Source organism: Kitasatospora cathayae (genome assembly GCF_027627435.1).
GTDB lineage: Bacteria > Actinomycetota > Actinomycetes > Streptomycetales > Streptomycetaceae > Kitasatospora > Kitasatospora cathayae.
In genome coordinates this window covers 4,243,796-4,268,326 of record NZ_CP115450.1, presented here as the reverse complement: position 1 = coordinate 4,268,326, position 24,531 = coordinate 4,243,796, and the positions used below count along the sequence as shown (strand labels likewise).

At 74.4% G+C, this 24,531-nt stretch carries 20 protein-coding genes; 7 read left to right on the top strand and 13 right to left on the bottom strand.

Annotation, left to right across the window (positions count from 1 at the left end; translation table 11 throughout):
• Positions 1-23 precede the first annotated feature (23 nt).
• Positions 24-368, bottom strand: a complete 345-nt coding sequence (locus tag O1G21_RS18875) for a winged helix-turn-helix transcriptional regulator (protein WP_270145370.1) — start codon at positions 366-368, stop codon at positions 24-26.
• 97 nt (positions 369-465) lie between these two features.
• Here O1G21_RS18875 and O1G21_RS18870 point away from each other — a divergent pair, with 97 nt between their 5' ends.
• Both O1G21_RS18870 and O1G21_RS18865 read left to right on the top strand, forming a co-directional pair.
• Positions 466-1,356: an NAD(P)-dependent oxidoreductase gene (locus O1G21_RS18870; RefSeq protein WP_270145368.1), complete on the top strand. Its 891-nt coding sequence runs from the start codon at positions 466-468 to the stop codon at positions 1,354-1,356.
• 23 nt (positions 1,357-1,379) lie between these two features.
• A complete protein-coding gene (locus tag O1G21_RS18865) occupies positions 1,380-1,949 on the top strand; it encodes a GNAT family N-acetyltransferase (protein WP_270145366.1) in 570 nt (189 codons plus the stop codon).
• 44 nt (positions 1,950-1,993) lie between these two features.
• On the opposite strand, the gene O1G21_RS18860 is transcribed toward O1G21_RS18865, so the two are convergent.
• On the bottom strand, positions 1,994-2,398 hold the full coding sequence (locus O1G21_RS18860; RefSeq protein ID WP_270145364.1) for a PIN domain-containing protein: 405 nt from the start codon (positions 2,396-2,398) through the stop codon (positions 1,994-1,996).
• A gap of 320 nt (positions 2,399-2,718) precedes the next feature.
• Positions 2,719-3,774 carry an aldo/keto reductase gene (locus O1G21_RS18855; RefSeq protein WP_270145362.1) on the bottom strand — a complete coding sequence of 352 codons (1,056 nt, stop codon included), beginning with the start codon at positions 3,772-3,774 and terminating at the stop codon, positions 2,719-2,721.
• Between the two features lie 164 nt (positions 3,775-3,938).
• Between O1G21_RS18855 and O1G21_RS18850 the strand changes: the two genes are divergently transcribed.
• The 4 genes from O1G21_RS18850 to cutA all read left to right on the top strand — a co-directional run bounded on the left by O1G21_RS18850 (position 3,939) and on the right by cutA (position 7,484).
• Positions 3,939-4,916: a hypothetical protein gene (locus tag O1G21_RS18850; RefSeq protein ID WP_270145360.1), complete on the top strand. Its 978-nt coding sequence runs from the start codon at positions 3,939-3,941 to the stop codon at positions 4,914-4,916.
• Between the two features lie 64 nt (positions 4,917-4,980).
• A complete protein-coding gene (locus tag O1G21_RS18845) occupies positions 4,981-5,949 on the top strand; it encodes an NAD(P)/FAD-dependent oxidoreductase (RefSeq protein WP_270145358.1) in 969 nt (322 codons plus the stop codon).
• An 83-nt stretch (positions 5,950-6,032) separates the two neighbouring features.
• A complete protein-coding gene (locus O1G21_RS18840) occupies positions 6,033-6,941 on the top strand; it encodes a class I SAM-dependent methyltransferase (RefSeq protein ID WP_270145356.1) in 909 nt (302 codons plus the stop codon).
• Between the two features lie 213 nt (positions 6,942-7,154).
• The gene (gene cutA, locus O1G21_RS18835) at positions 7,155-7,484 is read left to right on the top strand and encodes a divalent-cation tolerance protein CutA (RefSeq protein ID WP_270145355.1); all 330 of its coding nucleotides are present in this window, start codon (positions 7,155-7,157) and stop codon (positions 7,482-7,484) included.
• A 16-nt stretch (positions 7,485-7,500) separates the two neighbouring features.
• On the opposite strand, the gene O1G21_RS18830 is transcribed toward cutA, so the two are convergent.
• The gene (locus tag O1G21_RS18830) at positions 7,501-8,154 is read right to left on the bottom strand and encodes a LuxR C-terminal-related transcriptional regulator (protein ID WP_270145354.1); all 654 of its coding nucleotides are present in this window, start codon (positions 8,152-8,154) and stop codon (positions 7,501-7,503) included.
• Complete coding sequence (locus tag O1G21_RS18825) at positions 8,118-9,491, bottom strand: sensor histidine kinase (protein ID WP_270145352.1); 1,374 nt, start codon at positions 9,489-9,491, stop codon at positions 8,118-8,120. The genes O1G21_RS18830 and O1G21_RS18825 overlap by 37 nt, the downstream gene beginning before the upstream one ends.
• A 263-nt stretch (positions 9,492-9,754) precedes the next feature.
• Here O1G21_RS18825 and O1G21_RS18820 point away from each other — a divergent pair, with 263 nt between their 5' ends.
• Positions 9,755-11,797, top strand: a complete 2,043-nt coding sequence (locus O1G21_RS18820) for a serine hydrolase domain-containing protein (protein ID WP_270145350.1) — start codon at positions 9,755-9,757, stop codon at positions 11,795-11,797.
• 485 nt (positions 11,798-12,282) lie between these two features.
• On the opposite strand, the gene O1G21_RS18815 is transcribed toward O1G21_RS18820, so the two are convergent.
• From O1G21_RS18815 to O1G21_RS18780, 8 genes are all read right to left on the bottom strand, one after another.
• Positions 12,283-12,489, bottom strand: coding sequence for an acyl-CoA carboxylase epsilon subunit (locus tag O1G21_RS18815; protein ID WP_270145349.1), 207 nt, complete (start codon positions 12,487-12,489; stop codon positions 12,283-12,285).
• Positions 12,490-12,559: 70 nt separating this feature from the next.
• Positions 12,560-13,669, bottom strand: coding sequence for a class I SAM-dependent methyltransferase (locus O1G21_RS18810; RefSeq protein WP_270145347.1), 1,110 nt, complete (start codon positions 13,667-13,669; stop codon positions 12,560-12,562).
• Positions 13,670-13,706: 37 nt separating this feature from the next.
• Positions 13,707-14,441 (bottom strand): 3-oxoacyl-ACP reductase FabG, encoded by a 735-nt coding sequence (gene fabG, locus O1G21_RS18805; RefSeq protein WP_270145345.1) that lies wholly within the window; start codon positions 14,439-14,441, stop codon positions 13,707-13,709.
• The gene (locus O1G21_RS18800; RefSeq protein WP_270145343.1) at positions 14,438-15,466 is read right to left on the bottom strand and encodes a beta-ketoacyl synthase N-terminal-like domain-containing protein; all 1,029 of its coding nucleotides are present in this window, start codon (positions 15,464-15,466) and stop codon (positions 14,438-14,440) included. The genes fabG and O1G21_RS18800 overlap by 4 nt, the downstream gene beginning before the upstream one ends.
• Entirely contained in the window at positions 15,463-16,695 is a 1,233-nt protein-coding gene (locus tag O1G21_RS18795; protein ID WP_270145341.1) for a beta-ketoacyl-[acyl-carrier-protein] synthase family protein, read from the bottom strand. Before O1G21_RS18795 ends, O1G21_RS18800 begins: the two co-directional genes overlap by 4 nt.
• Positions 16,692-16,940, bottom strand: coding sequence for an acyl carrier protein (locus tag O1G21_RS18790; protein ID WP_270145339.1), 249 nt, complete (start codon positions 16,938-16,940; stop codon positions 16,692-16,694). Before O1G21_RS18790 ends, O1G21_RS18795 begins: the two co-directional genes overlap by 4 nt.
• A gap of 34 nt (positions 16,941-16,974) precedes the next feature.
• A complete protein-coding gene (locus O1G21_RS18785; protein WP_270145337.1) occupies positions 16,975-17,181 on the bottom strand; it encodes an MbtH family protein in 207 nt (68 codons plus the stop codon).
• Between the two features lie 98 nt (positions 17,182-17,279).
• Complete coding sequence (locus tag O1G21_RS18780; protein WP_270151096.1) at positions 17,280-24,500, bottom strand: amino acid adenylation domain-containing protein; 7,221 nt, start codon at positions 24,498-24,500, stop codon at positions 17,280-17,282.
• Positions 24,501-24,531 lie beyond the last annotated feature (31 nt).

Sequence of the window (24,531 nt, the reverse complement as noted above, 5' to 3'; positions counted from 1 at the left end):
CGCTGCGGGTGTGGGCTGGGTCGCTAGGGGTGCGGCTCCGCACCGAGGACGTGCTCCCGGCCCCAGGCGCCCAGCGGGGCCAGGGCCGCGTTCAGGCGCCGTCCCGTCTCGGTCAGCGCGTACTCGACCCGGGGCGGTACCTCCTGGTGGGCCTCCCGGTGCACGATGCCGTCCGCCTCCAGCTCGCGCAGGTGGGCGGCCAGCACCTTCTCGGTGATCCCCGGCACCAGGCGGCGCAGCTCGCCGAAGCGGCAGACCGGGCGCCCGCCGAGGGCCCACAGGATCAGCACCTTCCACTTGCCGCCGATCACGTCCATCGCGGCGTCGATCCCGCAGACGTACGCCCCCGGCCTCGGCACGGTCGCCATGGCCCACCCCTTCCGACCTCGTTGCTCACCCCAGGGTAACCACCCACTCCGAAGTGCGTACTTGATCACGGACGGGGCTGCGCCGAGGCTGGTCGGCATGGCACAGAAGACAGTTGAGAAGGTCGAGAAGACTCCCGTCGCACTGCTCGGGCTCGGTGCGATGGGGACCGCGCTGGCCCGGGCCTGGCTCGCGGCCGGGCACCCGCTGACCGTCTGGAACCGCTCCGCCGCGCGGGCCGAACCGCTGGCGGCGGAGGGAGCCGTGGTGGCGGCCACCGCCGCCGAGGCCGTCGCGGTCGGCCGGCTGGTGGTGGTCTGCCTGTTGGACGACGCCTCGGTCGAGGAGGCGCTGGCCGGGGTCGACCTGACCGGGCGTGACCTGGTCAACCTGGTCACCAGCACCCCCGGCCAGGCCCGTGACCGGGCCGCCTGGGCCGAGGCCCGCGGCGCCCGCTACCTGGACGGCGGGATCATGGCCGTCCCGCCGATGATCGGCGTTCCGGCGGCCGGGGCGTACGTGTTCTACAGCGGCTCGGCGGAGCTGTTCGAGGAGCACCGGGAGACGCTGGCCGCCCCGGCCGGGGTCCGGTACGTCGGCGCGGACGCGGGGCACGCGGCGCTGCACGACGTGGCGCTGCTCAGCGCGATGTACGGGATGTTCGCCGGGGTCGCGCACGCCTTCGCGCTGGTGCGGGGCGAGGACGTGAAGCCGGGCGATCTGGCGCCGCTGCTGGGGAGTTGGCTCACCGCAATGGCCGGGTCGGTGGAGCGGACGGCGGCCCAGCTGGAGAGCGGCGACTACGCCACCGGCGTGGTCTCCAACCTGGGGATGCAGGTGGCGGGCAAGGAGGCGCTGCTGCGCACCGCCGGGGAGCAGCGGGTGAGCGTCGAACTGCTGTCCCCCTACTTCCGGTTGATGGAGCACCGGCTGGCGCTCGGCAGCGGCGCCGAGGACCTGACCGGGGTGGTCGACCTGCTGCGGCGGTGAGGGGCGGCCGGTAACGTACCGGCATGGCTGACCTTGAAGAACGCGCCAACGTCGTCGCGTCCGGCTCTCGGCAGACCGGGGTGGGGGTGGGCGTCCGTCGGCGCCGCACCGCCGACCTCGCCGACTGCGTCCGGGCCCTGGCCGACGTCCACGCCACCGACGGCTACCCCGCCGAGTGGCCCGAACGGCCCGCCGCCTGGCTCTCCCCGGACGGCCTGCTGGGGGCCTGGGTCGCCGAGGCGGACGGCCGGATCGCCGGTCACGTCGGGCTCGTCCGCAGCACCCCGGGGGACCTGGCCCCCGCCCGGTGGAGCCTGCGGACCGGTGGACGCCCGGAACTCACCGCCGTGATCGGCCGGTTGTACGTCGCCCCGGCGGCGCGCGGGCGGGCCGTCGGCGCCCGGCTGCTGGCACGCGCCGTGGCGCACGCGCGGGCGCTCGGGCTGCACCCCGTGCTCGACGTGCTCGCCACCGACACCGCCGCCGTGGCCCTCTACCGCCGCCTCGGCTGGACCTCGCTCGGCAGCGGCGAACAGCGCTGGGCGTCCGGCCGTACGGTCCTCGTCCACTCCTTCGCCGCCCCGAGGGGGTGAGTCGGACGCGGTGCGACCGCCGGCCGCGTCGGCGGGCGGTCGGCCTAGACCGTAATGATCTCGACGCCCTGTTCGAGGCCGGCGAAGTCGGCTCCGTTCCGGGTGTACAGCGGCAGGCCGTGAGCGGCAGCCGTGGCCGCGATCATCAGGTCCGTGCGGCGCGGGCGGGGGTCCCGCTGGGCCTGGATCGTGAGCGCGACCAGTGTGCCGAAACGTCGAGCTGCCTCCCGGTCGAACGGCCGGGCGGCGAACTCGGCCTGGACGTCCGCGCGTCGCTGGGCCCGGGCCAGCATCTGCACCGCGTCCTTCGCCGTGGCTACGCCCTGGGCGAGTTCGGCCAGCGCGCGGGACAGCGCCGCATCGACCGGTGGGAGTCGCGGGTCGATCTGCGGAAGGTCGATGACGACGCAGGTGTCGCGCTGCCCGCGTCCGGTCAGGACTGCTCCCACGGGTCGTCGCCGCCGATCCGGTCCTCGTCGCCGTAGAAGGCATCGGCTTCGGCGCGCATCTGTGCCGCGTCGACGGCGGGTGCGTTCCGCCACTTCCGCTGGAGCTCTTCGACGGGAACGAATCGACGGCGACCGCTGATCGGACGGACCTCGGCGATCTCGGTGCCGTTGCGGGTGATGTGGTAGACCTCGCCGGCTTCGGACGTCGTCGAGTACGGCCTCGGACCGCGCCGCGAGTTCGCGCTGCGTGATGGTCTTCATGCGGCCATTGGGGTGTGCCGTAATGCGCCGTGTAGCAGTGTTTCGATGTCCGGCCTCGGTCAGCCCGCCGAGCGGTCGGCCGTCGGGCGGCGGCGGAGGGCGGGGGTGGTGAGGGACGGGGGCTGCCAGGCGCCGTCGGCCTGGTAGAGGTTGGTGCCGGGCGGGACGATGGCGTCGATCCGGTCCAGGGTGGCGTCGTCCAGGACCAGGTCGGCGGCCTTGAGGGCGGATTCGAGCTGGTCCATGGTGCGCGGGCCGATGATCACCGAGGTGACGGCCGGGTGGGCCAGCGGGAAGGCGGTGGCCAGCTCGGGCAGGGTGCGGCCGAGGCCGTCGGCGAGCTCGGTGAAGGCCTCGACGGCGTCCAGCTTGGCGACCGTGGTGGGCAGCGTCGGGTCGAAGCGGCCGGGGTTGATGGCGGCGCGGCCCTGGGTGAGGTCGATCGGATCGCCCTTGCGGTAACGGCCGGTGAGGAAGCCGCCGGCCAGCGGTCCCCAGGTCAGCGCACCCATGCCGAGCTGCTGCACCACCGGCAGCACGTCCCGCTCGATGCCGCGGGCGAGCAGCGAGTAGGGCGGCTGCTCGGTGCGGAAGCGCGGCAGGGCGCGGCGCTCGGCGACGTGGTGGGCGTCCACGATCTGCTCGGCGGGGAAGGTCGAGCAGCCGAAGGAGAGGATCTTGCCGGCCCGGACCAGGTCGCCCAGCACGGCGAGGGTCTCCTCGATGTCCGTGGTGTGGTCCGGCCGGTGGATCTGGTAGAGGTCGATCCGGTCGGTGCGCAGCCGGCGCAGGCTCTCCTCCACCGCGCGGACGATCCAGCGCCGCGAGTTGCCGCCGCGGGCCCGGCCCTCGCCCATCGGGAAGTGCGCCTTGGTGGCGAGCACGATCTCGTCCCGGTCGCCGCGGGCTGCCAGCGTCCTGCCGACGATCTCCTCGGACTCGCCGGCCGAGTAGATGTCGGCGGTGTCGACGAAGTTGATGCCCCGGTCGAGCGCGGTGTTGATGATCCGGGCGCAGTCGTCGTGGTCGGGGTTGCCGATGGCGCCGAACATCATCGTGCCGAGGCAGTAGGCGCTCACTTCGATGCCGGTGCCGCCGAGGACGCGGTAACGCATGGTCGTACTCCCCAGGTTGGTGGGTCGGTGCTGCGGTGATGGCTCAGAGGCTAGGAGTTGGAGTGCGCTCCAAGGCAAGGGGCGGCCGGAATCCCCCCGGCGGGGGAGTCGGATCAGCACGCGGGCGGAGGCCGGGGCCGGGCGGCGCGGGCGAGCCTGGGGCCATGGTGAAGCGCGAGTGGGTGCGGGACGGGTGGGCGGTGGTCGGCTGGGGCGTCGGCTACGCCGGGTTCGGGCTGGGCTGCGGGCTGAGCGGGACGGCACTGTGGGGCGCCGCCTGGACGGGGTGGGCGGCCGCCGGGGTGGGGCTGGCGGCGGTCGCGGCCGGGTGGGCGGCGGTGTGGCTGGGGCCGGCGCGGTGGCTGACCGGGGTGTTGTGGCTGCTGTGCGGGCTCGCCGGAGTGGCGTCCTGGAGCCTGTTGATGGACGTGGTGACGCTGCTGTTCGGGCAGGCCGTGGACAGCGTCCCCGATGCCGTGCACAAGGCGCTGGCGGCGGTGGGGGCGCTGCTGCTGGCCGGGACCGCCCGGGCCCGGCGGCCGCGCGCGGAGCGGACGGGGACCGGGACGGCGACCGCCCGCCCGGCGCCCTCGGCGGCCCCGGCGGCCGTCCAACTCGCCGCCTGGGCCGGGAGCCTGGCCTTCCTGCCGTACGTGGCGATGAAGCTGATCTGGGCGTTCGGCGGCAGCTTCGCCGGGATCAGCGGCGACCGGATGTACGCCGGCTACGTGCGCAACGGTTCCTCCGGGCTCTGGCTCGCGCTGGAGCGCTGGGGGCTGGACGGCACGGTGCTGCTCGCGGCGATCGGGGTGTTCCTGCTGTGGGGGTTGGTGCGGCCGTGGGGCCAGGTGTTCCCGCGCTGGACCCTGCCGCTGCGCGGCCGTGCCGTCCCGCGCTGGCTGCCGCTCACCCCGGCGCTGATCGGCGCGGCCACGCTGGCGCCGTACGGGCTGGTCGGGATCGGCTACCTGGCGCTGTGCTCGGCCGGGGTGATCGGCATCCGGACGGGTGAGTTCGCCACGCCTGAGCAGGCGCTGCAGGTGGCCTGGGTCGGGGCCTGTGCCTTCGCCGGGTACGGGGTGGCGCTGGCAGTGGCCGCCCGCTCGTACTGGCGGCGGACCGAGAGTGAAGGTGTTTGCTGAGGTGGCAACAAAGCTTGCCGATACGGGATGGTCGGTCGCAGCCTGGCGGTGGAGGTGAGCGACGATGAGCGAGACGAACACGGCGGAGCGCTACGACGCGGTGGTGATCGGCGCGGGCGCGGCGGGACTGAACGCCGCCCTGGTGCTCGGCCGGGCCCGGCGGCGGGTCGCGGTGGTGGACGCGGGTGAGCCGCGCAACGCCCCCGCCGCCCGCATGCAGGGCTTCCTGAGCCGGGACGGCATGCCGCCGGCCGCGCTGCTGGCGGTCGGGCGGGAGGAGGTCGCCCGGTACGGGGTGGACCTGATCGACGGACGGGTCGAGCACGTCGAGAACGCCGAGCCCGCCGAATTCGGCTTCGTCGTCCACCTGGCGGGCGGACCGGTGCTGCACGCGCGCCGGGTGGTCGTCGCCACCGGACTGCGGGACGGGCCGCCGGACCTGCCAGGCCTCGCCGAGCGCTGGGGCCGGGACGTGCTGCACTGCCCGTACTGCCACGGCTGGGAGGTCCGCGACCGGCCGCTCGGGGTGCTCGGCACCGGCCCCGGTGCGGTCAACCAGGCGCTGCTGCTGCGGCAGTGGTCGGCCGACGTGGTGCTGCTCGCCCACACCCTCCAGCTGACCTCGGCCGACCACGAGCGGCTCGCGGCACGCGGCGTACCGGTGGTCGAGGGCCGGATCGTCCGGCTGGTGACCGACGACGGGCGGCTGCGCGGCGTCGAGCTCGACACCGGGCAGGTGGTCACCCGCGAGGCGGTGTTCGTCTTCCCGCGGCCGGTGGCCCGGGACGCGCTGTTGTTCGGCCTGGACTGCGAGCGGGACGACAACGGCTGGGTCACCACCGACCGGACCGGCCGCACCAGCGTCCCCGGCGTCTGGGCGGTCGGCAACGTCGCCGACCCGCGCGCCCAGGTGGTCATCGCCGCCGGAATGGGCGCGGCGGCCGCCTTCGCCCTCGACCGCGACCTGGTGGACGAGGAGATCGGACGGGCGGTCGCGCTGCGCCGCGCGTCCGGGCCGGCCGTGCCCGCCTGAGCGGGGAAGCCGTCGGCGGGCCGCCGCCGGACCGCCGCCGGACGAACCACCATCGAACGAACCACCATCGGAGAGGGAACACCATGTCCGCACACCAGCACCAGCACCAGCACCAGCACGGGCACCACGAGCGCGGGCCGGTGCCCGCCGCCGACCTCGACTGGGACGCCCTCGCGGCCCACCTGGAGCAGGAGGCCGACCTGCGGGCCGAGGCCGTCACCGAGGCCGGGCGCTGGCTGTCCGGCCTCGCCGGGAACGGCGACGGTGCGGAGGGCGCGGTGCGCCGGGTGCTCGACGTCGGGGCCGGCCCCGGGGTGATCGCCGAGCTGCTCGCGGAGGTCTTCCCGGCGGCCGAGGTGGTCGCCGTCGACCAGTCGGCCGCCCTGCTGGAGCGCGCCCGGACCCGCTCGGGCGGCCGCCTCGGTACCCAACAGGCGGACCTGCCAGCCGAGTTCGACCAGCTCGGCGAGGCCGACCTGATCTGGTCCGGCAACGCGATCCACCACCTCGGCGACCAGCAGGCCGCACTCACCGCCCTGGCCGGACGGCTGCGGCCCGGCGGCCTGCTCGCCGTCGCCGAGAGCGGCCTGCCGGCGCGCTACCTGCCCCGCGACTTCGGCCTGGGCCGGCCCGGCTTCCAGGCCCGGCTGGACGCGGTGCACGAGGACGGCTTCGCCGCCATGCGCGCCGAACTGCCCGGCGCCACCGAGGAGATCGAGGACTGGCCGGCCATGCTGCGGCGGGCCGGGCTGGTCCCCAGCGGCACCCGGACCTTCCTGGTCGACCACCCGGCCCCGCTGGCCGGCCCGGTCCGCGGGTACCTGCGCACCCAGCTCGTCCGGCGTCACGAGCAGCTCGCCGAGGTGCTCGACTCGGAGGACCGGGCGACCCTGGAGGCGCTGATCGAGGAGGACGCCCCGACCGGGATCCTGCACCGCCAGGACGCCTTCTACCTCTCGGCGATGACCGTCCACACCGCCCGGAAGGGCTGAGCTCGGCAGTGGAGGGGCGGGGGAGCTGTGGGAGGTGGGCCGGAGGGCGCCGGACGGCTGTGGGCGGCCGGGTGCGGGTCGGGGCCTTCCGCTGCGGGCAGTTCCCCCGCCCCTTGCGGGGCCGCGGGGTCGGGGGCGAGGGCGAGGGCGAGGGCGAGGGCACAGGGATCGAGAGGTGCGGGGTTGGGCCGGGGGCCGGGCTAGGGTCGGCGAATGACAGTGAACGAGCAGGGCTTCGTCGTGGTGACCACCACCCACGAGAGCGAGGAGCGGGCCCGGGCCCTGGCGGCCGCCGTGGTGCGGGAGCGGCTGGCGGCCTGCGCACAGGTGTACCCCGTCCGCTCGGTGTACTGGTGGGAGGGTGAGGTGCAGGACGCCGAGGAGTGGCGGATCGACCTCAAGACCCGGGCCGAACTCGCCGACCGGCTGGCCGGGTTCGTGGCCGAGCGGCACTCGTACGAGACGCCCGAGGTGATCGCCGTGCCGGTGGTGTCCGGCAGCCCCGGCTACCTGCGCTGGGTGGCCGGGGAGACCGCCCCCTGACGGATGCCGTAGTGGATCAGGACGGCGCGACCTCGAGGAAGGCCAGCACCGCCAGCACCCGGCGGTGGTCCTCCTCGGAGGGCGGCAGGTCGAGCTTGAGGAAGATGTTGGCGGTGTGCTTCTTCACCGCCCGCTCGGTGATCACCATCCGCTCGGCGATCGCCCCGTTCGAGCGCCCCTCCGCCATCAGCTCCAGCACCTCGCGCTCACGCGGCGTCAGGCGCTCCAGCGGCTTGCTGCGGCCGGTGTTGTTGACCAGCATCGCGATCACCTGCGGGTCCAGCGCGGTGCCGCCCGCCGCCACCCGGTGGACCGTCTCGACGAACTGGTCGGGGTCGAAGACCCGGTCCTTCAGCAGGTAGCCGATCGCGCCGCTGCCGTCGGCCAGCAACTCCTTGGCGTAGAGCTGCTCCACGTACTGGGAGAGCACGAGCACCGGCAGACCGGGGATCTGCCGGCGCGCCTCCAGAGCCGCCTGCAGGCCCTCGTCGGTGAACGTCGGTGGCAGTCGTACGTCGACGACTGCCACGTCCGGACGTTCGGTGAGGAGGGCCTGGAGGAGGTCCGGTCCGGTGTCCACCGCGGCCACGACCTCGAAGTCGTAGGCCTGCAGCATCCGGATCAGACCGTCCCTCAGGAGGAAGAGGTCCTCCGCGAGTACAACTCGCACGGCAGCTCCATCGTCAGGGTCGTGGGGCCGCCGAGCGGGCTGCGGACGGCCAGGACTCCGTCGAAGGTAGCAAGCCGGCGCTCCAGGCCGCGCAGTCCGGTGCCCCGGGAGGGGTCGGCGCCGCCGGTGCCGTCGTCCGTGACCTGGGCCTTCAGCGTGCCGTTCTCGTACCAGAGTTGGACGTCGACGTGGCTGGCGCCGGAGTGCTTGGCGGCGTTGGTGAGGGCCTCGGAGACGGCGAAGTAGAGGGCGGACTCGACCGGGGCCTCGGGGCGGCCGGGCAGGTCGGCGGAGACGGTGACGTTCAGCGGGCTGTCCATGCACAGCGCCCGGACGGCGTCGGCGAGTCCGCGGTCGGCCAGCACCGGCGGGTGGATGCCGCGGACCAGGTCACGCAGCTCGTTGAGGGCGGAGGCGGAGGCCTGACGGGTCTCGGCGAGCAGCTGCTTCGCGGCCTCCGGGTCCCGCTCGACCAGCCGCTCGGCGACGCCCAGGTTCATGCCCATGGCCACCAGCCGGGCCTGCGCACCGTCGTGCAGGTCCCGCTCGATGCGGCGCAGTTCGGCGGCCTGGGTGGTCAGCGCGTCGCGCCGGGTCTCGGTGAGGTGCGCGACCTTGCGCTCGGCGGCCAGGGCCTCGGCGCGGGCGGTCGGGCCGAGCAGGGACTTGGCGAGCGCGGTGTGGGCCCGCAGGGCGCCGGGGGCGATGGCCAGGCCGGCCAGCATCACCGGGACGCCGAACAGGGCGGCGGTGCCGGCCGCACCCGAGTCGGTGACGTGGATCCACAGGTACCAGGTGTTGCCGCCGTGGTCGGCGATCGGCTGCCAGAGCTGGGGCAGCAGCAGGCCCAGGACGCCGTAGGCGACCACCGAGAGGGGGATGATCGCCACCGTGAAGCCGACCACGGGGTCGACCAGCAGCCAGAGCAGGTCGCGCCAGGAGGCCTGGTCGGACAGGATCGCCTGGCAGCGCTTCCAGGCGCCCCGGAAGCCCGGTTCGGCGTCCGGCAGCGGCTGGTAGGGGTCGCGGATCTCGACGCCGGACCAGCGGGCGGCGAGCCGGCGCCGCAGCCCGGCCAGACCGCGGATCGCCAGGACGGTGGGCGGCACCAGCAGCGCGCCGACGCCGAGGCCCAGCAGGCAGGCGGCGACCGTGGCGGCGGTGAGCAGCAGCAGCTGCGGCACCGCGAGGGCCGCCAGGACCGGGCCGCGCAGGGTGGACCGGACGGCGTTGCCCAGCGCCCGGAGCGGGTCGCGCCCGGTGCGGCCGGTGCGACCGGTCGTGGTGTCGGTGTTCTGCACGTTGTTCACAACTCCCGTGGTGATGCTGCTGGTCATGACCGCTCGGCCCCTTTCGTGACGGCCTCGCGGCCGGTATCCCTACCCGTTGCTTGCTGACGACATCCAGACTGCCGTCCGCCGCGGTTCCGATCACTGGGCCCTGGACCCCTGTTGGTGGTACCTGGGTACACCCCCCGATCGACGCCCAGAGGCCATGTCCCGGGAGAGGGCATCCCTCCTAGTGTTCTCGATGTCGGGAAGCGGCCCGCCGCAGGGCGCCGGAGCTTCCGTAATCCACTTGTTCCGAACGGGAGTTCAGTATGAGCACGCGACATGTAGCGGCGAACCGGACGCTGGTCAAGCGGGGTTGGGTGCGACTGGTCCTGGTGCTGGCGGCCATCGGTCTGTTCCTGTACGGGCTCACTCCGGACCGGGCCCACGCGGCCACCGCATCGATGGGCAACGGGAGTTCGGTGGCGACGGGCGGCTCGGCCGCACCCCCCGACCCCGCTTCGGTGAAGCGGCTGTTCGACGAGATCGTGCCGAAACTGCTCGCCGAGCACAAGATCCCCGGCGCGGCGGTCAGCGTGGTGGCCGGTGGGCGGCAGGTCTTCGCCGGCGGGTACGGCGTCTCCGACGTGCCGAACCGCAAGCCCGTCGACCCGGCCCGGACGGCCTTCTTCATGGGCTCCGACGCCAAGGTGTTCACCGCCGTCGCGGTCCTCCAGCAGGTCCGGGCGGGGAAGTTGGACCTGCACGCGGACGTGAACAGGTACCTGACCGCCTTCAAGATCAGGGACAGCTACCCGGGGCACCCGGTCACCGTGGAGAACCTGCTGACCCACACCGGCGGCTTCGACGACACCTTCATGGGACTGGCGGAGGCCGAACCCCAGCACACCGGCGGCCTGGGGGCCGCGCTGGCCGCCCACCAGCCGGACCGGGTGCGCGCCCCCGGGGTGACCGCCGCGTACGACAACTACGGTGTCGCGCTGGCCGGTTACCTGGTCGAGGTGGTTTCCGGCCAGCCGTTCGACCAGTACGTCGCGCAGCACGTGCTGCGGCCGCTCGGCATGGACCGCACCACCTTCACCCAGCCGCACCCGGCCCCCATCGACGCCGACCTCGCGCACGGCTACCGGCCGGACGGGGACGGGCAGACCGAGACCAAGGGGCTGTACGGGCCGCTCACCCCGACCGGTGCGGCCGCCGTCACCACCGTCGACGACATGGGGCGGCTGATGCTCGCCCAGCTGAACGGCGGGGCCATCGAGGGCCGTTCGATCCTGGACCAGGAGGGCGACACCCTGCTGCTCGCCCGGCACTTCGGGCCGGACCAGCGGATGCCCGGCATGGCGTACCTGCTCGAGCAGCGTGACCGGAACGGGCGGCAGCTCCTGGTGAAGGACGGGGACGTGCCCGGGTTCCACAGCAACCTGGCGCTGCTGCCGGCGCAGGGGGTCGGGCTGTACGTGACCGTGAACGGCGACGGCGAGGACGCCACCGGAGGGTGGACCACCCAGCAGGTGCTCAACGCGTTCGTGGACCGCTTCTACCCGGCTGCGGGCGCCTCGCCGGCGGTGGTGGGTGGGGAGCTGTCGAAGTTCACCGGGGACTTCCGGTCGACCCGGGTCAGCCACTCGAACCTGACCAAGGCGGCGGCGCTGATGGGGTCGGTGCACATCGCCGCCCGGGACGGGCGGCTGGTCGTGAGCGGGCCGGTCACCCGGGATCCCTCGGCGGGGGAGACCCAGTGGGAGCAGGTCCAGCCGGGGCTCTTCCAGCAGGTGGGCGGGACCGCTCGGATCGCCTTCGAGCTGGACGGGGACGGGGAGGTCACCTCGATGCTGACGGACAGTGACCCGACCATCGCGTACGAGCCGTTGGCCTGGTACCAGGCGCCCGAGCTGCACCAGCGGATCGCGCTCGGGAGCCTGGCGCTGCTGGCGCTGACGGTGATCGGGTGGGGGGTGGCGGCGGTGGTGCGGGCCGCGCGGGGCGCGGGGCGGGCCGGGCAGCCGGCCGCTCGGCTGCTGGGGTGGCTGACCGGGGCGGTGCTGGTGGTGGCGACGGGGTGCTTCGCGCTGCTGACCTCGGACTCCAATGCGCTCAACCAGACGCTGTTCCTGGGGGATTCGCCGCTGCTGCAGGTGGTGCCGGCGATGTACCTGGCGGCGGCGGGACTCACCCTGCTGATGGTGGTCTGCGCGGTGGTCGCTTGGCGGCGGGGCTGGTGGGGGGTGTTCGGGCGGCTGCACTACACGGGGGTGACGGTGGCGGCGCTGCTGGTCCTGGTGCTGGCGGGAGGGTACGACCTGATCGGGACGGGGCAGTTGGCGGGGTCGCTGGACTTGATCGGATGAGGGGGACGGGTGGGCCCGGGGCCGGGAGGCTCCGGGCCTTTTGGGTTTTCCGGGGGGTGTGGGGGTGGGGGGTGGTGTTTGGGGGTGGGGGGCTCTCGGGAGGGTGGGTGGCCGGGGCGGTTCCGGGGGTGGCCGCTCCGGGGGCTGGATGATTTTCCGACTGCCGACTCTGTGGGTGGGGTGTTGAGACCGTTGGCAGTCTGAAAATCACCCGCAACGCCCCTCTCCGGGCCACCCCCTCCACCGCCCCTCCCGCAGCGCGTCCCTCTCGCCTGGTCGGGTGGGGGGAGGTGGGCGTGGGCGCGCGAGGCGTTGCCTGTGTGCCCACGAGGGGGTGGGGGTGCGCCCATGAGGGGGTGGAGGGCTCGTCGTGGGCGCGCGGGGCGTTGCCTGCGCGCCCACGGGAGGGTGGGGGCGCGCCCATGAGGGGTGGGGATGGGAAGGGCGACGGCCCCGACGTGGGGGTCGGGGCCGTCGTAGGGGGGTCAGGCGACGATCTGCCAGGAGGTGGTGGGGGTCGGCGGGCGGAGGGAGACGTCGTGCCAGCGGACGGTGCGGCGGGCGGGTCGGGGTCTGGCCGCGGTGGCGGCCCGGGTTCTGTGGTGGTGGTGGAGCAGGACGGTGAGGGTGGCGATCTCCTCGGGGGTGAGGTCGGTGCGGTCGGTGCGGAAGAGGGGGGTTCGGTCGGGCATCAGGGCCTCCGGGTGTGGGAAACCCCGACGGCCCCGACGCGGGGCGGCGGGGCCGTCGAGGGGGTGGGGGTCAGGCGTGCTTGACCAGCAGGAGGCGGTGCATGGGGGTGTCGAGCAGGGCGACGCGGCGCAGGCCGGCGTCGGCGAGCCAGTGGTCGTAGTCGTGGACGGTGAAGGCGTCGCCGCCGCCGGTGGCGAGCATGGAGGCGGCGAAGAGGCGGAAGAAGCGGTTCTGGGTGTTGCCGTCGGCGCTGTCCTCGTCGACGATGTGGTCGGCGATGGCGATCACGCCGTCCTCGGTGAGGGCCTTGGCGGAGCGGAGCAGGAGCTCGCGGGCGGATTCCGGGGTCTGCAGGTGGAAGATGTTGACGAAGAGGGCGACGTCGACGCCGGTGCCCCAGTCGTCGGCCCAGAAGTCCACCACCTCGGGGTTGAAGCGGTCGGCGACGCCGAGGCGGTGGGCCTGGGCGTTGGCGATCGGGATGATCCGCTCGGCGTCCAGGGCGCGGGCGTTGAGGCCGCTGAACTCCTGCAGCAGGAGCTGGCTGTAGATGCCGGTGCCGCAGCCGACGTCGAGCAGGGTGCGGCCGGTGCCGTCGGTCCAGCCCTGCTCGCGCAGGGCGGTGGCGAGGGTGGCGGCGATCGGCGGGGCCCAGAAGTTGATGCCGCGGACGAGGGAGGTGTAGTCCTCCTCGGAGATCTGGTTGAGCTGCTGGGAGCCCTCGGCGTTGCGGGCGCCGGTGCGGACGTTGGTGGCGAGGTTGCGCCAGGCGTTCCAGGCGACGTTGCGGTCGTGCCGGATCTTGCCGACCAGGCTGTACAGGCCCTCGGGGGCGAAGATGTCGTGCATCTCCGGTGGCAGGGTGTAGACGGCCTGACCGTCCGCCGCGCGGCTGCGCTCGACCACGTCGTAGGCGGCCAGGCCGTCGAGCAGGACGCGGGTGGCGCGCAGGTCGGTGCCGAGCCGGGTGGAGAGCTCGCCGGCGGTGGCCGGACCGCTGATCAGGGCGGTGAAGGCGCCGAGGTCGTGGGCGGCCTCGATGACGCCGGTGGCCCAGATGCCGATGAGGTGCTCGTACATCCGGTGGGCGGCGTTGACGCCGGTGCCGCGGCCGGGGAGCAGCTCGGTGTCGACCAGCGGGGTGTGGTTGTCGAAGGTGCGCACGGCGGGAACGGTCATGGTCGTGTCTCCTGGGTGTGGTTGACGGTGCGTCTGGTCACAGGACTATTCCGCCGTCGATCTGCAGGACCGAGCCGGTGAGGTAGGCGGACCGGGGGCCCGCCAGGAAGGCGACCGAGTCGGCCACCTCGTCCGCCGTGCCGAAGCGGCCGAGCGGGATGTGCTTGAGGGCGTCCGTGCGTTGGGCGTCGGTGAGCACCGAGGTCATGTCGGTCTCGATCATGCCGGGGGCCACCGCGTTGACCCGGACCCCGTAGCGGCCGACCTCCTTGGCCAGCGCCCGGGTGAGCGCGATGATGCCGGCCTTGGAGGCCGCGTAGTTGCTCTGGCCGGGGTTCCCGTAGACGCCGGAGACCGAGGAGAGCGTGATGATCGAGCCGGCGCGGCGCTTGACCATCGGGAAGGCCACCGCGCGGCAGAGGTTGGCGGTGCCGGTGAGATTGGTGTCGGTGACGGCCTGCCAGTCCTCGTCGGCCATCAGCAGGAGCGGTTTGTCGCGGGTGATCCCGGCGCTGGCGACGGCGACGGTGATCGGGCCGAGGTCCTGTTCGGTGCGGGTGACCCAGGCGCGGACGGCGCCGGCGTCGGTGACGTCCACCCGTTCGGCCAGGGTCGCGACGCCGAGTTCGGTGAGCTCCTTGGCGAGGAGGTCGGCGGCCTGCCGGTCGGACTGGTAGCAGAAGCTGATCGCGTGGCCCTCGGCGGCCAGGCGCAGGGCGGCCGCCCTGCCGATGCCGCGGGAGCCGCCGCTGATCAGGGCGACGCCGCTCATCGGTCACCGCCGGTGAGGCGCAGGACGGCGCAGGCGGCCAGGCCCTGGTGGTCCAGCGAGGCGATCACGGCGACGCGGCCGGCGGCCGTGGGGTCGTGCTCGGCCAGGGACAGCACGGTGGTGAGCGAGAAGACGGTGGCGGCGGAGCCGGTGTCGCCGAGCAGGGCGGGGACCCGGCCGACGGCCTCGGTGCCGACCAGCGCGGCGAGCTGTTCCCCGGCCGGCTGCCCGGTGACGGCCGCGGCCCAGACCTCCTCGGGGGTCGCGCCGGCCTGGTCGAGGGCCTCGCGGACGGTGTCGGCGAGGGCCTGCGCGGGGTCGTCGTCGATGTCCAGCCGGACGTCCAGGGCGAGCAGTTCGGCCAGCACCCGGCGGCCGGGCGGCAGCGTCCTGGCGGTCTCCACCAGCAGGACGACGCCGCCCTCGCCGATGGTCCGGTCGGTGTCGCCGGCCAGCCACTCGCGGGTGGGGGACTGCTCCTCCACCGCGCCGACCACGGCGCGTTCGGCGCGGCCGGCCGCCAGCAGGCGGCGGGCGTAGCCGAGGGCGAGCAGGCCGCCCGCGGCGCCGCCGGCCACGGTGGTGTTGGGGCCCTTGAGGTCGAAGCGGATGGCGGTGGCCGCGGCCGGTCCGTTCATCAGCACGTTGGGCATCAGCTGGGCCGGTACGTCGTAGGGCTTGTCGCCCTCGAAGGAGGCCCGGCTGAACCCGGCGCAGCTGTCGGCGCTGCCGAGGGTGGTGCCGAGGACGAGTGCGGTGCCGCCGCCGGTGGCGATCGGGCTCCGCGCGGCCTCGGCCTCGGCGAGCAGTTCGCGGACGGTGGTGACGGCCAGGCCGGTGGCCCGGTCGTAGGTGCGGGTGCCGGCCTTGCCGAGCACCTTGCGGACGTCGAAGTCGGGGACCTCGTGGGCCGGTTGCCCCCGGCCCACCCCGGCCGCGAACGCGTCGCGGCCGAGGCCGAACGGGGAGACGGCGGACCACGCGGTGATCAGCGGCCGGTCCCGGTGGATGGTGCTAGAGCTCATCGGCTGGGCTCCTCCTCGTGGCGCCCCAGGACGACGGAGGCGTTGTTGCCGCCGAAGGCCAGTCCGTTGTTGACCACCACCCGGAGGTCCGCGGGGACGGAGTGGTTGGGCACGCAGTCGATCTGGCACTGGGGGTCGGTGGTGCGGTGGTTGACGGTGGGCGGGACGAACCCGTGGGCCAGCGCGATCGCCGAGGCGGCCGCGCCGAGCGCGCTCGCCGCGCCCATCGAGTGGCCGAGCATCGCCTTGAGGGCGACGGTGCGCGGCGGGGTGTCGCCGAAGACCTCGCGGATCGCGCGGGTCTCGGTGATGTCGTTGGTGGGGGTGCCGGTGCCGTGGGCGGAGACCAGGTCCACCTCGGCCGCCTTGACCCCGGCGTCGGCGAGCGCCAGCTCCATGCAGCGGGCGACGCTCGCCTGGTCGGGTGCGGTGGGGTGGTGGGCGTCGCAGTTGAGCCCGTAGCCGAGCAGTTCGGCGTAGATCCGGGCGCCGCGGCGCCGGGCGGACTCGAGCGTCTCCAGGACGAGCACCCCCGCACCCTCGGCCGTGAGCAGCCCCTCGCGGTCGGCGTCGAACGGACGGCAGTAGTCCGAGGAGACCAGGCCGAGCCGGCTGAATCCGGCGAAGGTGCGGCGGCAGATCGCGTCCGCGCCGCCGACGATGGCGATGTCCGCCTCACCGCCGCGCACGGCGTCGAAGCCGTCGCCGATCGCGTAGTTGCCGGCCGCGCAGGCGGTGCCGAGGACGGCCGGGACGGCCCGGGGGAGCCGCAGCTCCCGGGCGACCGCCAGGGCCAGCTGGTGGGAGGGCAGCCGGCCGGCCACCAGCTGGTCCGCCGGGTGCTCCGGCCCCTTCGCCACCGACTCGGCCATCATCCTGTCGAGTTCGCCGGCCTCGCCGTCGGTGGTGCCGACGGTGATCTGGGCGCGCAGCCCGGCGAGTTCCCGCTCGTCGAGGCCGGCGTCCTGGACGGCCATCCGGGCCGCCGCGACGGTGAACTGGGTGGCGCGGCCGAGCTGTTCGATCGGGAGGCGGTGGATCCACTGCTCCGGTTCGAAGCCGGCCACCTCGTGGCCGGAGGTCCGGAGGAAGCCGGTGGTGTCGAAGCTGGTGATCGGACCGGCGCCGCAGCGGCCCTCGCGCAGGGCCGAGGTGAACTCCTCGACCCCGTTGCCGATGCTCGACAGGACGCCGATGCCGGTCACCACCACGCGCTGCGGCTCGTTCATCGCGCGGTCGCCCGGGACAGGACCTCCAGCACGGCGGCCAGGTTGACCATGTTGGCCAGCTCGTCCTGCGGGATGGTGACGTTGAACTGCTTCTCCAGGCGGGCGAGGACCTCGATGGCGTTCAGCGAGTCGGCGCCGTAGTGGTCGATGAAGTGGTCGGTCAGGGTCAGCTCGTCGATCTCGAGGTCGAGGCAGTCGGCGACGATCTCGCGGACCTTGGTCTCGTCGATGGCGACAGCGCTCATGGTGTGCTCCTCAGGTGTGTCGGTTGGGTGGTGCTCAGGCGGTGGCGTCGATCAGGCTCTGCGGGCGCAGGTCGGTCCAGGTGCGCTCGATGTGGTCGAGCGCCTCCTGCCGGGTGCAGGCGCCCTTGACGGTCCGCCAGCCGGCCGGGACCTCGGCGAAGGCGGGCCAGAGGCTGTGCTGGTTCTCGTGGTTGGCGAGGACGAGGAAGGTGCCCTGCTCGTCGTCGAACGGGTTGCTCATGGTTTTGGTCCTTTCGGAATTCCAGGAAATCGTCCGGGTTCGGGCGCAGTGGTCTGCGGCCGGAATTTCCGGAGTGGCCGCCGGTGGTTCCGGGGCGATTATTCGAGGACGGCCGACAGGGTCTTTCCGATGAATGCGGCCGGCGCCGGTTCGAGCATCGAGTCGTGGTCGCTGTCGACCGGGTGCCGGAGGATCCGGCCGGTCACGTGCTCCCGCCAGGACTCCGCGTCCGGGTCGCCGGGGGCGAGGCCGCGGGTGGCCGCGAACAGGAGCAAATCGCCCTGGTAGCGGCCGGGGCGGTGGGCGTCGCCGAGCAGGCTGTGGGTGCGGATCACCCCGAGCAGTCTGACCAGCTCGGTCTCGTCCAGCTCCGCGAGCGCGTTGCCGGCCTCGGCGAGGCGCTCGCGGGCGGTGCCCAGGTCGGTCGGGCCGTCGCCGGGGAGGCCGGCCCGCTCGAGCAGTTCGGCCAGCACGGCCCGGTCGTCCGGTGCGTCCTCGGCCGGCGAGCCGGTGCCGGGGTAGCCGTCCAGGTCGGCGAGCAGCTCGACCTGTTCGCCGCGGGCCTGCAGCTGGACCGCGATCTCGTGGGCGACGAGCCCTCCGAACGACCAGCCGAGAATACGATAAGGGCCCTGCGGCTGGATTTCCAGCATTTCGCCGAGATATTTTCCGGCGATTTCCCGGACGGACTCCGGGGCCTTTTCCGGGGAGCGCACCCCGCCCGCCTGGAAAGCGTACACGGGAATGTCCGCGTCAATTTCCGCGGCGAGGGTCAGGAAGGGCCAGCCGAGGCCGACCGCGCCGTGCACGCAGAACACCGGACGGCGGGTGCCGGTCGGCCGGATGGCCAGGACGGGCGCGAACGGGTCCTCGGGCGCGGCGGTGCCGTCGACGGCACCGGCCACCAGGGCCAGGCCGGCCACCGTGCGGTGCGCGAAGACGTCGGCCGGGGTGAGCTCCAGTCCGGCCGCGCGGGCCCGGCTGACCAGCTGGATGGACTTCAGGCTGTCGCCGCCCAGCTCGAAGAAGCCGTCCTCGGCGCCGACCCGGTCCAGGCCGAGCACCTCCGCGAACACCCGGCCGAGCGCGAGTTCCACCGGTCCGCTGGGCGCGCGGCCGTCCGAGCGGGCCACCGCCCGGTCGTCGGCCCCGGGCGCGGGCAGCGCCCTGCGGTCCACCTTGCCGTTCGGGGTGAGCGGCAGCGCCGCCAGCGGGACGTAGGCGGCCGGGAGCATGTACTCCGGCAGTACGGCCGCCAAGTGGGCGCGCAGCGCGGCGGGTTCGGGCCGCTGCGGGCCGGCGGGCACCAGGTAGGCGACCAGCCGGCGTTCGCCCGGGGAGTCCTCCCGGTCGGTCACCGAGGCCCGCTCGACCAGCGGATGGTCCGTCAGCACGGCCTCGATCTCGCCGAGTTCGATCCGGAAGCCGCGGATCTTCACCTGGTGGTCGGTCCGGCCGAGGTAGTCGATCGAGCCGTCCGGCTTCCAGCGGGCGAGGTCCCCGGTGCGGTACATCCGGGAGCCGGGCGGCCCGTACGGGTCGGCGGTGAAGCGCTCGGCGGTCAGGCCCGGGCGGTCCAGGTAGCCCCGGGCGAGGCCGGCGCCGGCCAGGTAGAGCTCGCCGACGACGCCCGGCGGCACCGGGCGCAGCTCGGCGTCCAGCAGCCGAGCCTGGTTGCCGGCCAGCGGGCGGCCGATCGGCGGGGTGCCGGTGTGGTCGGGCGCCAGGTCGACGCCGACCGAGTAGATGGTGGTCTCGGTCGGGCCGTACAGGTTGCTGACCTTCGCCGCGGCGCCGGTCAGCGCCGCCGCCAGGGCCGGGCCGAGGGCCTCGCCGCCGGTCAGCACGTGCACCCCGGCCAGCGAGTCGGGCCGCGCGGTGACCAGGGCGTGCCACAGCGTCGGGGTGGCCTGCATGACGTGCGCCCCGGTGGCGAGGGTCAGTTCGGCCAGCAGCTCGGGGTCGCGGACGGTGTCGTGCGGGGCGAGCACCAGCCGGGCACCGCTGAGCAGCGGGCCGAACAGCTCCAGGTTGGCGATGTCGAAGCCGAAGGTGGTGACGGCCAGCAGGGTGCGCCCGGGGGCCAGGCCGACCCGCTCGGTGAGGTCCAGCAGGTGGTTGACCAGCGCCCCGCGCGGCACCACGACGCCCTTGGGGCGGCCGGTGGAGCCCGAGGTGTAGATGACGTAGCCGGCGTGCTCGGGCCGTACCGGCGCGGCCAGTTCGGCCGGGCGCAGGTGGTCCGCGGGCCGGCCGTCGACCAGCGCGCGGGTGGCCGGGTCGTCCAGCAGCAGGAGCCGGCCGTCGTCCAGGCCGGGGACGGCCGTGGCCACCCCGGTGACGGTCACGGTCAGCACCGGCTGGGCGTCCTTGACCATCCCGGCGATCCGGTCGGCCGGGTAGGACGGGTCGATCGGCAGGTAGGCGGCACCGGACTTGATCACCGCGAGCGCGGCCACCACCAGGTCGACCGCGCGCGGCAGCGCGATCGCGACCAGCCGGTCCGGTGCCGCGCCCTGGGCGACCAGGGTGCGGGCGAGCCGGTTGGCCCGGCGGTGCAGTTCGGCGAAGTCGAGCCGCTGGTCGGCGTGTTCGAGCGCGATCGCGTCCGGGCGGGCGTCCGCGGTGGCCTCCAGCAGCGCGGCGAGCTGTTGCCCGTCGCCCAGGGCGGCGGCGCCGGTCCCGGCGGCCAGCAGTTCCTCCTGCTCACCGGGCAGCAGTACCGGGGCGGCGCTGATCGGCCGGTCCGGCTGGTCGACCAGGACGCCCAGCAGGTGCACCAGTCGGTCGGCCAGTCGCCGGGCGCCGGCCGCGCTGAACAGGTCGGTGCTGTACTCCAGCCGCCCCGCCAGTCCGCCGGGGCCGTCCGGTCCGGAGACTTCGGCGAGTTCGAAGGAGAGGTCGAGCCGGGCCACGCCGAGCTCGGCCGCGCCCGTCTCGGCGGTGATGCCGGGCAGCTCCAGCCGGGCGGCGGCGTTGTTGTGGAGGGCCAGCAGGGTCTGGAACAGCGGGTTGCGGGCCGGGGCGCGCTCGGGGCCGAGGGCGTCGACCAGCTTCTCGAACGGCAGGTCCTGGTGGGCGTAGGCGGCCAGGTCGGTGGCCTTGACCCGCTCCAGCAGCTCGCGGAAGGTCGGCGCGCCGGACAGGTCGGTGCGCAGCACCAGGGTGTTGACGAACATCCCGACCAGGTCGTCCAGGGCGTCGTCGGTGCGGCCGGCGATCGGGGTGCCGAGCGGGATGTCCTCGCCCGCGCCGAGCTTGCCGTACAGGGTGGCGAGCGCGGCCTGGAGGACCATGAACAGGCTCGCCCCGCTCTGCCGGGCCAGCGCCACCGCCCGGTGGTGCAGTTCGGCCGGGACGGCGAAGCGGACGCTGTCGCCGCGGTAGCCGGCGGTGGTCCGTCGGGTGTTCTCCACCGGCAGCTGCAGCTCCGCCGGCAGTGCGGCCAACCGCTCCTTCCAGTAGGCGATCTGGCGGGCGATGACGGACTCCTGGTCGCCCTCCTCGCCGAGCAGTTCGCGCTGCCAGAGCGCGTAGTCGGCGTACTGCACCGGCAGCGGCGTCCAGGCGGGCGCGCGCCCGGCCAGCCGGGCGGCGTACGCGGTGGAGAGGTCGCGGGCGAGCACGCCGTTGGACCAGCCGTCGCCGGCGATGTGGTGGAGCACCACGACCAGCAGGTGGTCCTCGGGGCCGGCCGCGAGCAGCGTGGCGCGGATCGGCGGCCGGTTCGCCAGGTCGAAGCTCGCGGTGGCGAACTCCTCGGCGGCCGAGGTGAGTTCGGCTTCGGCGAGCTCGCGCACCGGCAGCTCGACGGCGGCCTGCCGGACGGACAGGATCCGCTGGTGCGGCAGACCGTCGCGGTCCGGGAAGACGGTGCGCAGGCTCTCGTGCCGCTCGACCACGTCGGTCAGCGCGGCGGCCAGTGCCGCGCGGTCCAGCGGTCCGCGCAGCCGCAGCGTCCAGGGCAGGTTGTAGGTGGCGGAGGGGCCCTCCAGCCGGTCCAGGAACCAGAGCCGCTGCTGGGCGTAGGACAGCGGCAGCAGCTCCGGGCGCTCCCCGGCGGTCAGCGCGGGGCGCACGGCGTCCTGGGTGAGCCGCCCGGCCAGCGCGGCCACCGTGGGTGCATCGAAGACCGTGCGCAGCGGCAGTTCGGCGCCGAGCAGGGTGCGCACCCGGCTGACCAGCCGGGTGGCGAGCAGCGAGTGGCCACCGAGCTGGAAGAAGTCCTCGTCGATGCCGACCCGGGGCAGGTCCAGCACCTCGGCGAAGGCGGCGCACAGCACCTCCTCCTGCGGGGTGCGCGGGCCGCGGCCGGTCGCGGCGGCGAGGTCGACCTCGGGCAGCGCCTTGCGGTCCACCTTGCCGTTGGGGGTCAGCGGCAGGGCGTCCAGCACCACCAGGGCGGAGGGCACCATGTACTCGGGCAGGATCGCGGCGGCCGCCGCCCGGCCCCAGGCCGGGTCGACCGGGCCGGTCACGTACCCGACCAGCCGGGCGTCGCCGGCCCCGCCGCGGCGGACCACCACCACGGCGTCGCCGATCCGCTCGATCGAGCGCAGCGCGGCCTCGACCTCGCCGGGTTCGATCCGGTGGCCGCGGATCTTGACCTGGTGGTCGACCCGCTCCAGGAACTCCAGCTGCCCGTCCGGCCGCCGGATCACCCGGTCGCCGGTGCGGTACATCCGCGCGCCCGGCAGCGGGCTGAACGGGTCGGCGACGAACACCGCGGCGGTGCGGCCGGGCTGGTCCAGGTAGCCGCGGCCGACGCCGCGCCCGCCCACGTACAGCTCGCCGGGCACGCCGTCCGGCACCGGGCGCAGCGCGTCGTCCAGGACGTACAGTCCGGTGCCGCGCACCGCCCGGCCGATCGGGGCGCGCACCGAGTCCAGCTCCGCGGGGGAACCGATCACCGCGTGCGTCACGTCGTCCGAGCACTCGGTCGGCCCGTACGCGTTGACCAGCGGGATCGCCGGGTAGCGGGCGAACCAGCGGTGGGCCAGGTCGGCGGGCAGTGCCTCGCCGGTGACCACCAGTTTGCGCAGGCCGTCCAGGGCGGGCGGCTCGGCGCCGTCGTCCCAGCTGTCCAGGGCGGCCCGCAGCAGCGAGGGGACGACCTCCAGCACGGTGACGCCCTCGGGGGCGACCAGGCCGAACAGGGCCTGCGGGTCGGCGGCGAGTTCGCGGCCGGTGACCCGCAGGCGTCCGCCGACGACCAGCGCGGCGAGCATCTGCCAGACCGAGATGTCGAAGGTGACCGGGGCGTTGTGGACCAGCACGGTGTGCCCGTCCAGCTCCAGGTCGGCGATCTTGGCGAACAGGTGGTTGACCATGCCCGCCCGGTGCACCATGGCGCCCTTGGGACGGCCGGTGGAGCCCGAGGTGAAGATGACGTACGCCAGGTCGTCGCCGGCGCCGCGCGGGGCCGGCGGCTCCGCCGCGGTGTCCGTGTCGAGCTCCAGCACCGGGACGTCCAGCCCGGCCTCGGCCAGCAGCTCGGCGGCCATGGCTCGCTCGCCGGGGCCGACCAGCAGGGCGCTCAGGTGCGCCTCGGCGGCCAGCACGGCCCCGCGCCTGACCGGCGCGGCGACGTCCAGCGGCAGCCAGGCCGCGCCCGCGCCGAGCACGCCCAGGACGGCGGTGACGAAGCCGCAGCCGGGCGGGGCCAGCACGCCGACCGGTCCGGTCTCGGCGCCCGCCTCGAGCAGCGCCCGGGACACGGCGCCGGCCCGGCCGGCCAGCTCGCGGTAGCTCAGCCGCTCGGCGCCGTCGGAGACGGCGATCGCGGCCGGGGTGGCCCGGGCGAACTCCTGGACCCGCGCCACCACGTCCGTCCACGGGTCGGTCTCGGCCGGCTCCGGGGCGGGGACGGCCAGCCGGGTGCGCTCGCCGGGCAGCAGCAGGTCCAGCCGCCCGAGCGGGCGGTCCGGCTCGGCCTGGGCGGTGCGCAGCACGTGCAGCAGCCGCTCGGCGACGACGGCGGCCTCGGCCGGGGTGAACCGGGCGGTGTCGTAGCCGATCTGGAGGCGCAGCCGCTCGCCGGGCAGGGCCATCAGGCTGAGCGGGTAGTGGTTGGCGTCGCCGGCCCGCAGGCCGGTCAGCCGCAGCCCGGCGACCTCGCCGGCCAGCGCCTCGGGGTCGAGCGGGTAGTTCTCGAAGACCAGCACGCTGTCGAAGAGGTCGCCGACCCCGGCGAGGCGCTGGATGGTGTTGAGGCCGAGGTGCTGGTGCGGCAGCAGGACGGACTGGCGGTCCTGCAGGGCGGACAGCAGCTCGGTGAAGCTCTGCGCCGGGTCCAGGTCGACCCGCACCGGCAGGGTGTTGATGAACAGCCCGACCATGCCCTCCACCCCGGGCAGCTCCGGGGGGCGGCCCGAGACGGTGCCGCCGAAGACGATGTCGCGCAGCCCGGTCAGGGTGCCCAGCACGGTCGCCCAGGCGCCCTGCACCACGGTGTTGACGGTCAGGCCGCGGCTGCGGGCCCAGCCGGTGAGCGCGGCGAACTCCCGCTCGTCCAGCTCGACGGCGTGCTCCCCGGGCATGCCCCGCTGGGGGGACGGGGTGCCGGTGGCCGTACCGGACAGCCGGGTGGGCTCGGTGAAGCCGTCCAGCGCGGCCGTCCAGGCCGCCTCGGCGGCCGCCCTGTCCTGCCGGGCCAGGTGGGCCAGGTAGGACTTGTACGGGGCGGGGCGCGGCAGCGAGGCGCCGCCGTCGGCGTAGCAGGCGAACAGTTCACGCACCACGATCGGCATCGACCAGCCGTCGAAAAGGATCTGGTGGGCGGTCAGCACCAGCCGGTGCTCGCGCTCGCCGAGTCGCAGCAGGCTGAAGCGGATCAGCGGCGGGCGGGCCAGGTCGAACGGGCGCAGCCGGTCCTGCTCGGCGAGTTCTTCTGCGATTCGCCCGCTCGCCTCCGGGCGCTCGGACCCGGCGCCGACGCTCTCCCCCGGCCTGGCGGCCGGGAGGTGCCCCCACGCTCCGGCACTCCCTCCTTCGTCGGTCGCTGGTCGCTCCTCGCCGTCGGCACCGGCGCGTCCTTCGGCTCGGGGCGGGGCGGTGTCAGTGGACGCGTCCCGCAGGTCCAGCTCCCGCCAGTCGAGCGCGACCTCGCGCGCCACGACCTGCACCGGGTCGCCGTTCTTGCGGTAGCGGAAGGCGGCCCGCAGGTTGGGGTGGCGCTCCAGCAGGGTGGTGACCGCGGCGCGCAGCCGCGCCGGGTCCAGTTCGCCCGCCAGGTCCATCACCAACTGCACGGTGTAGACGTCGAGTTCCTCGCGGTGGTACTGCGCGTGGAACATCAGTCCTTCCTGCAGCGGTGCCACCGGCAGGATGTCGCTCAGATTGGAGCTCCGC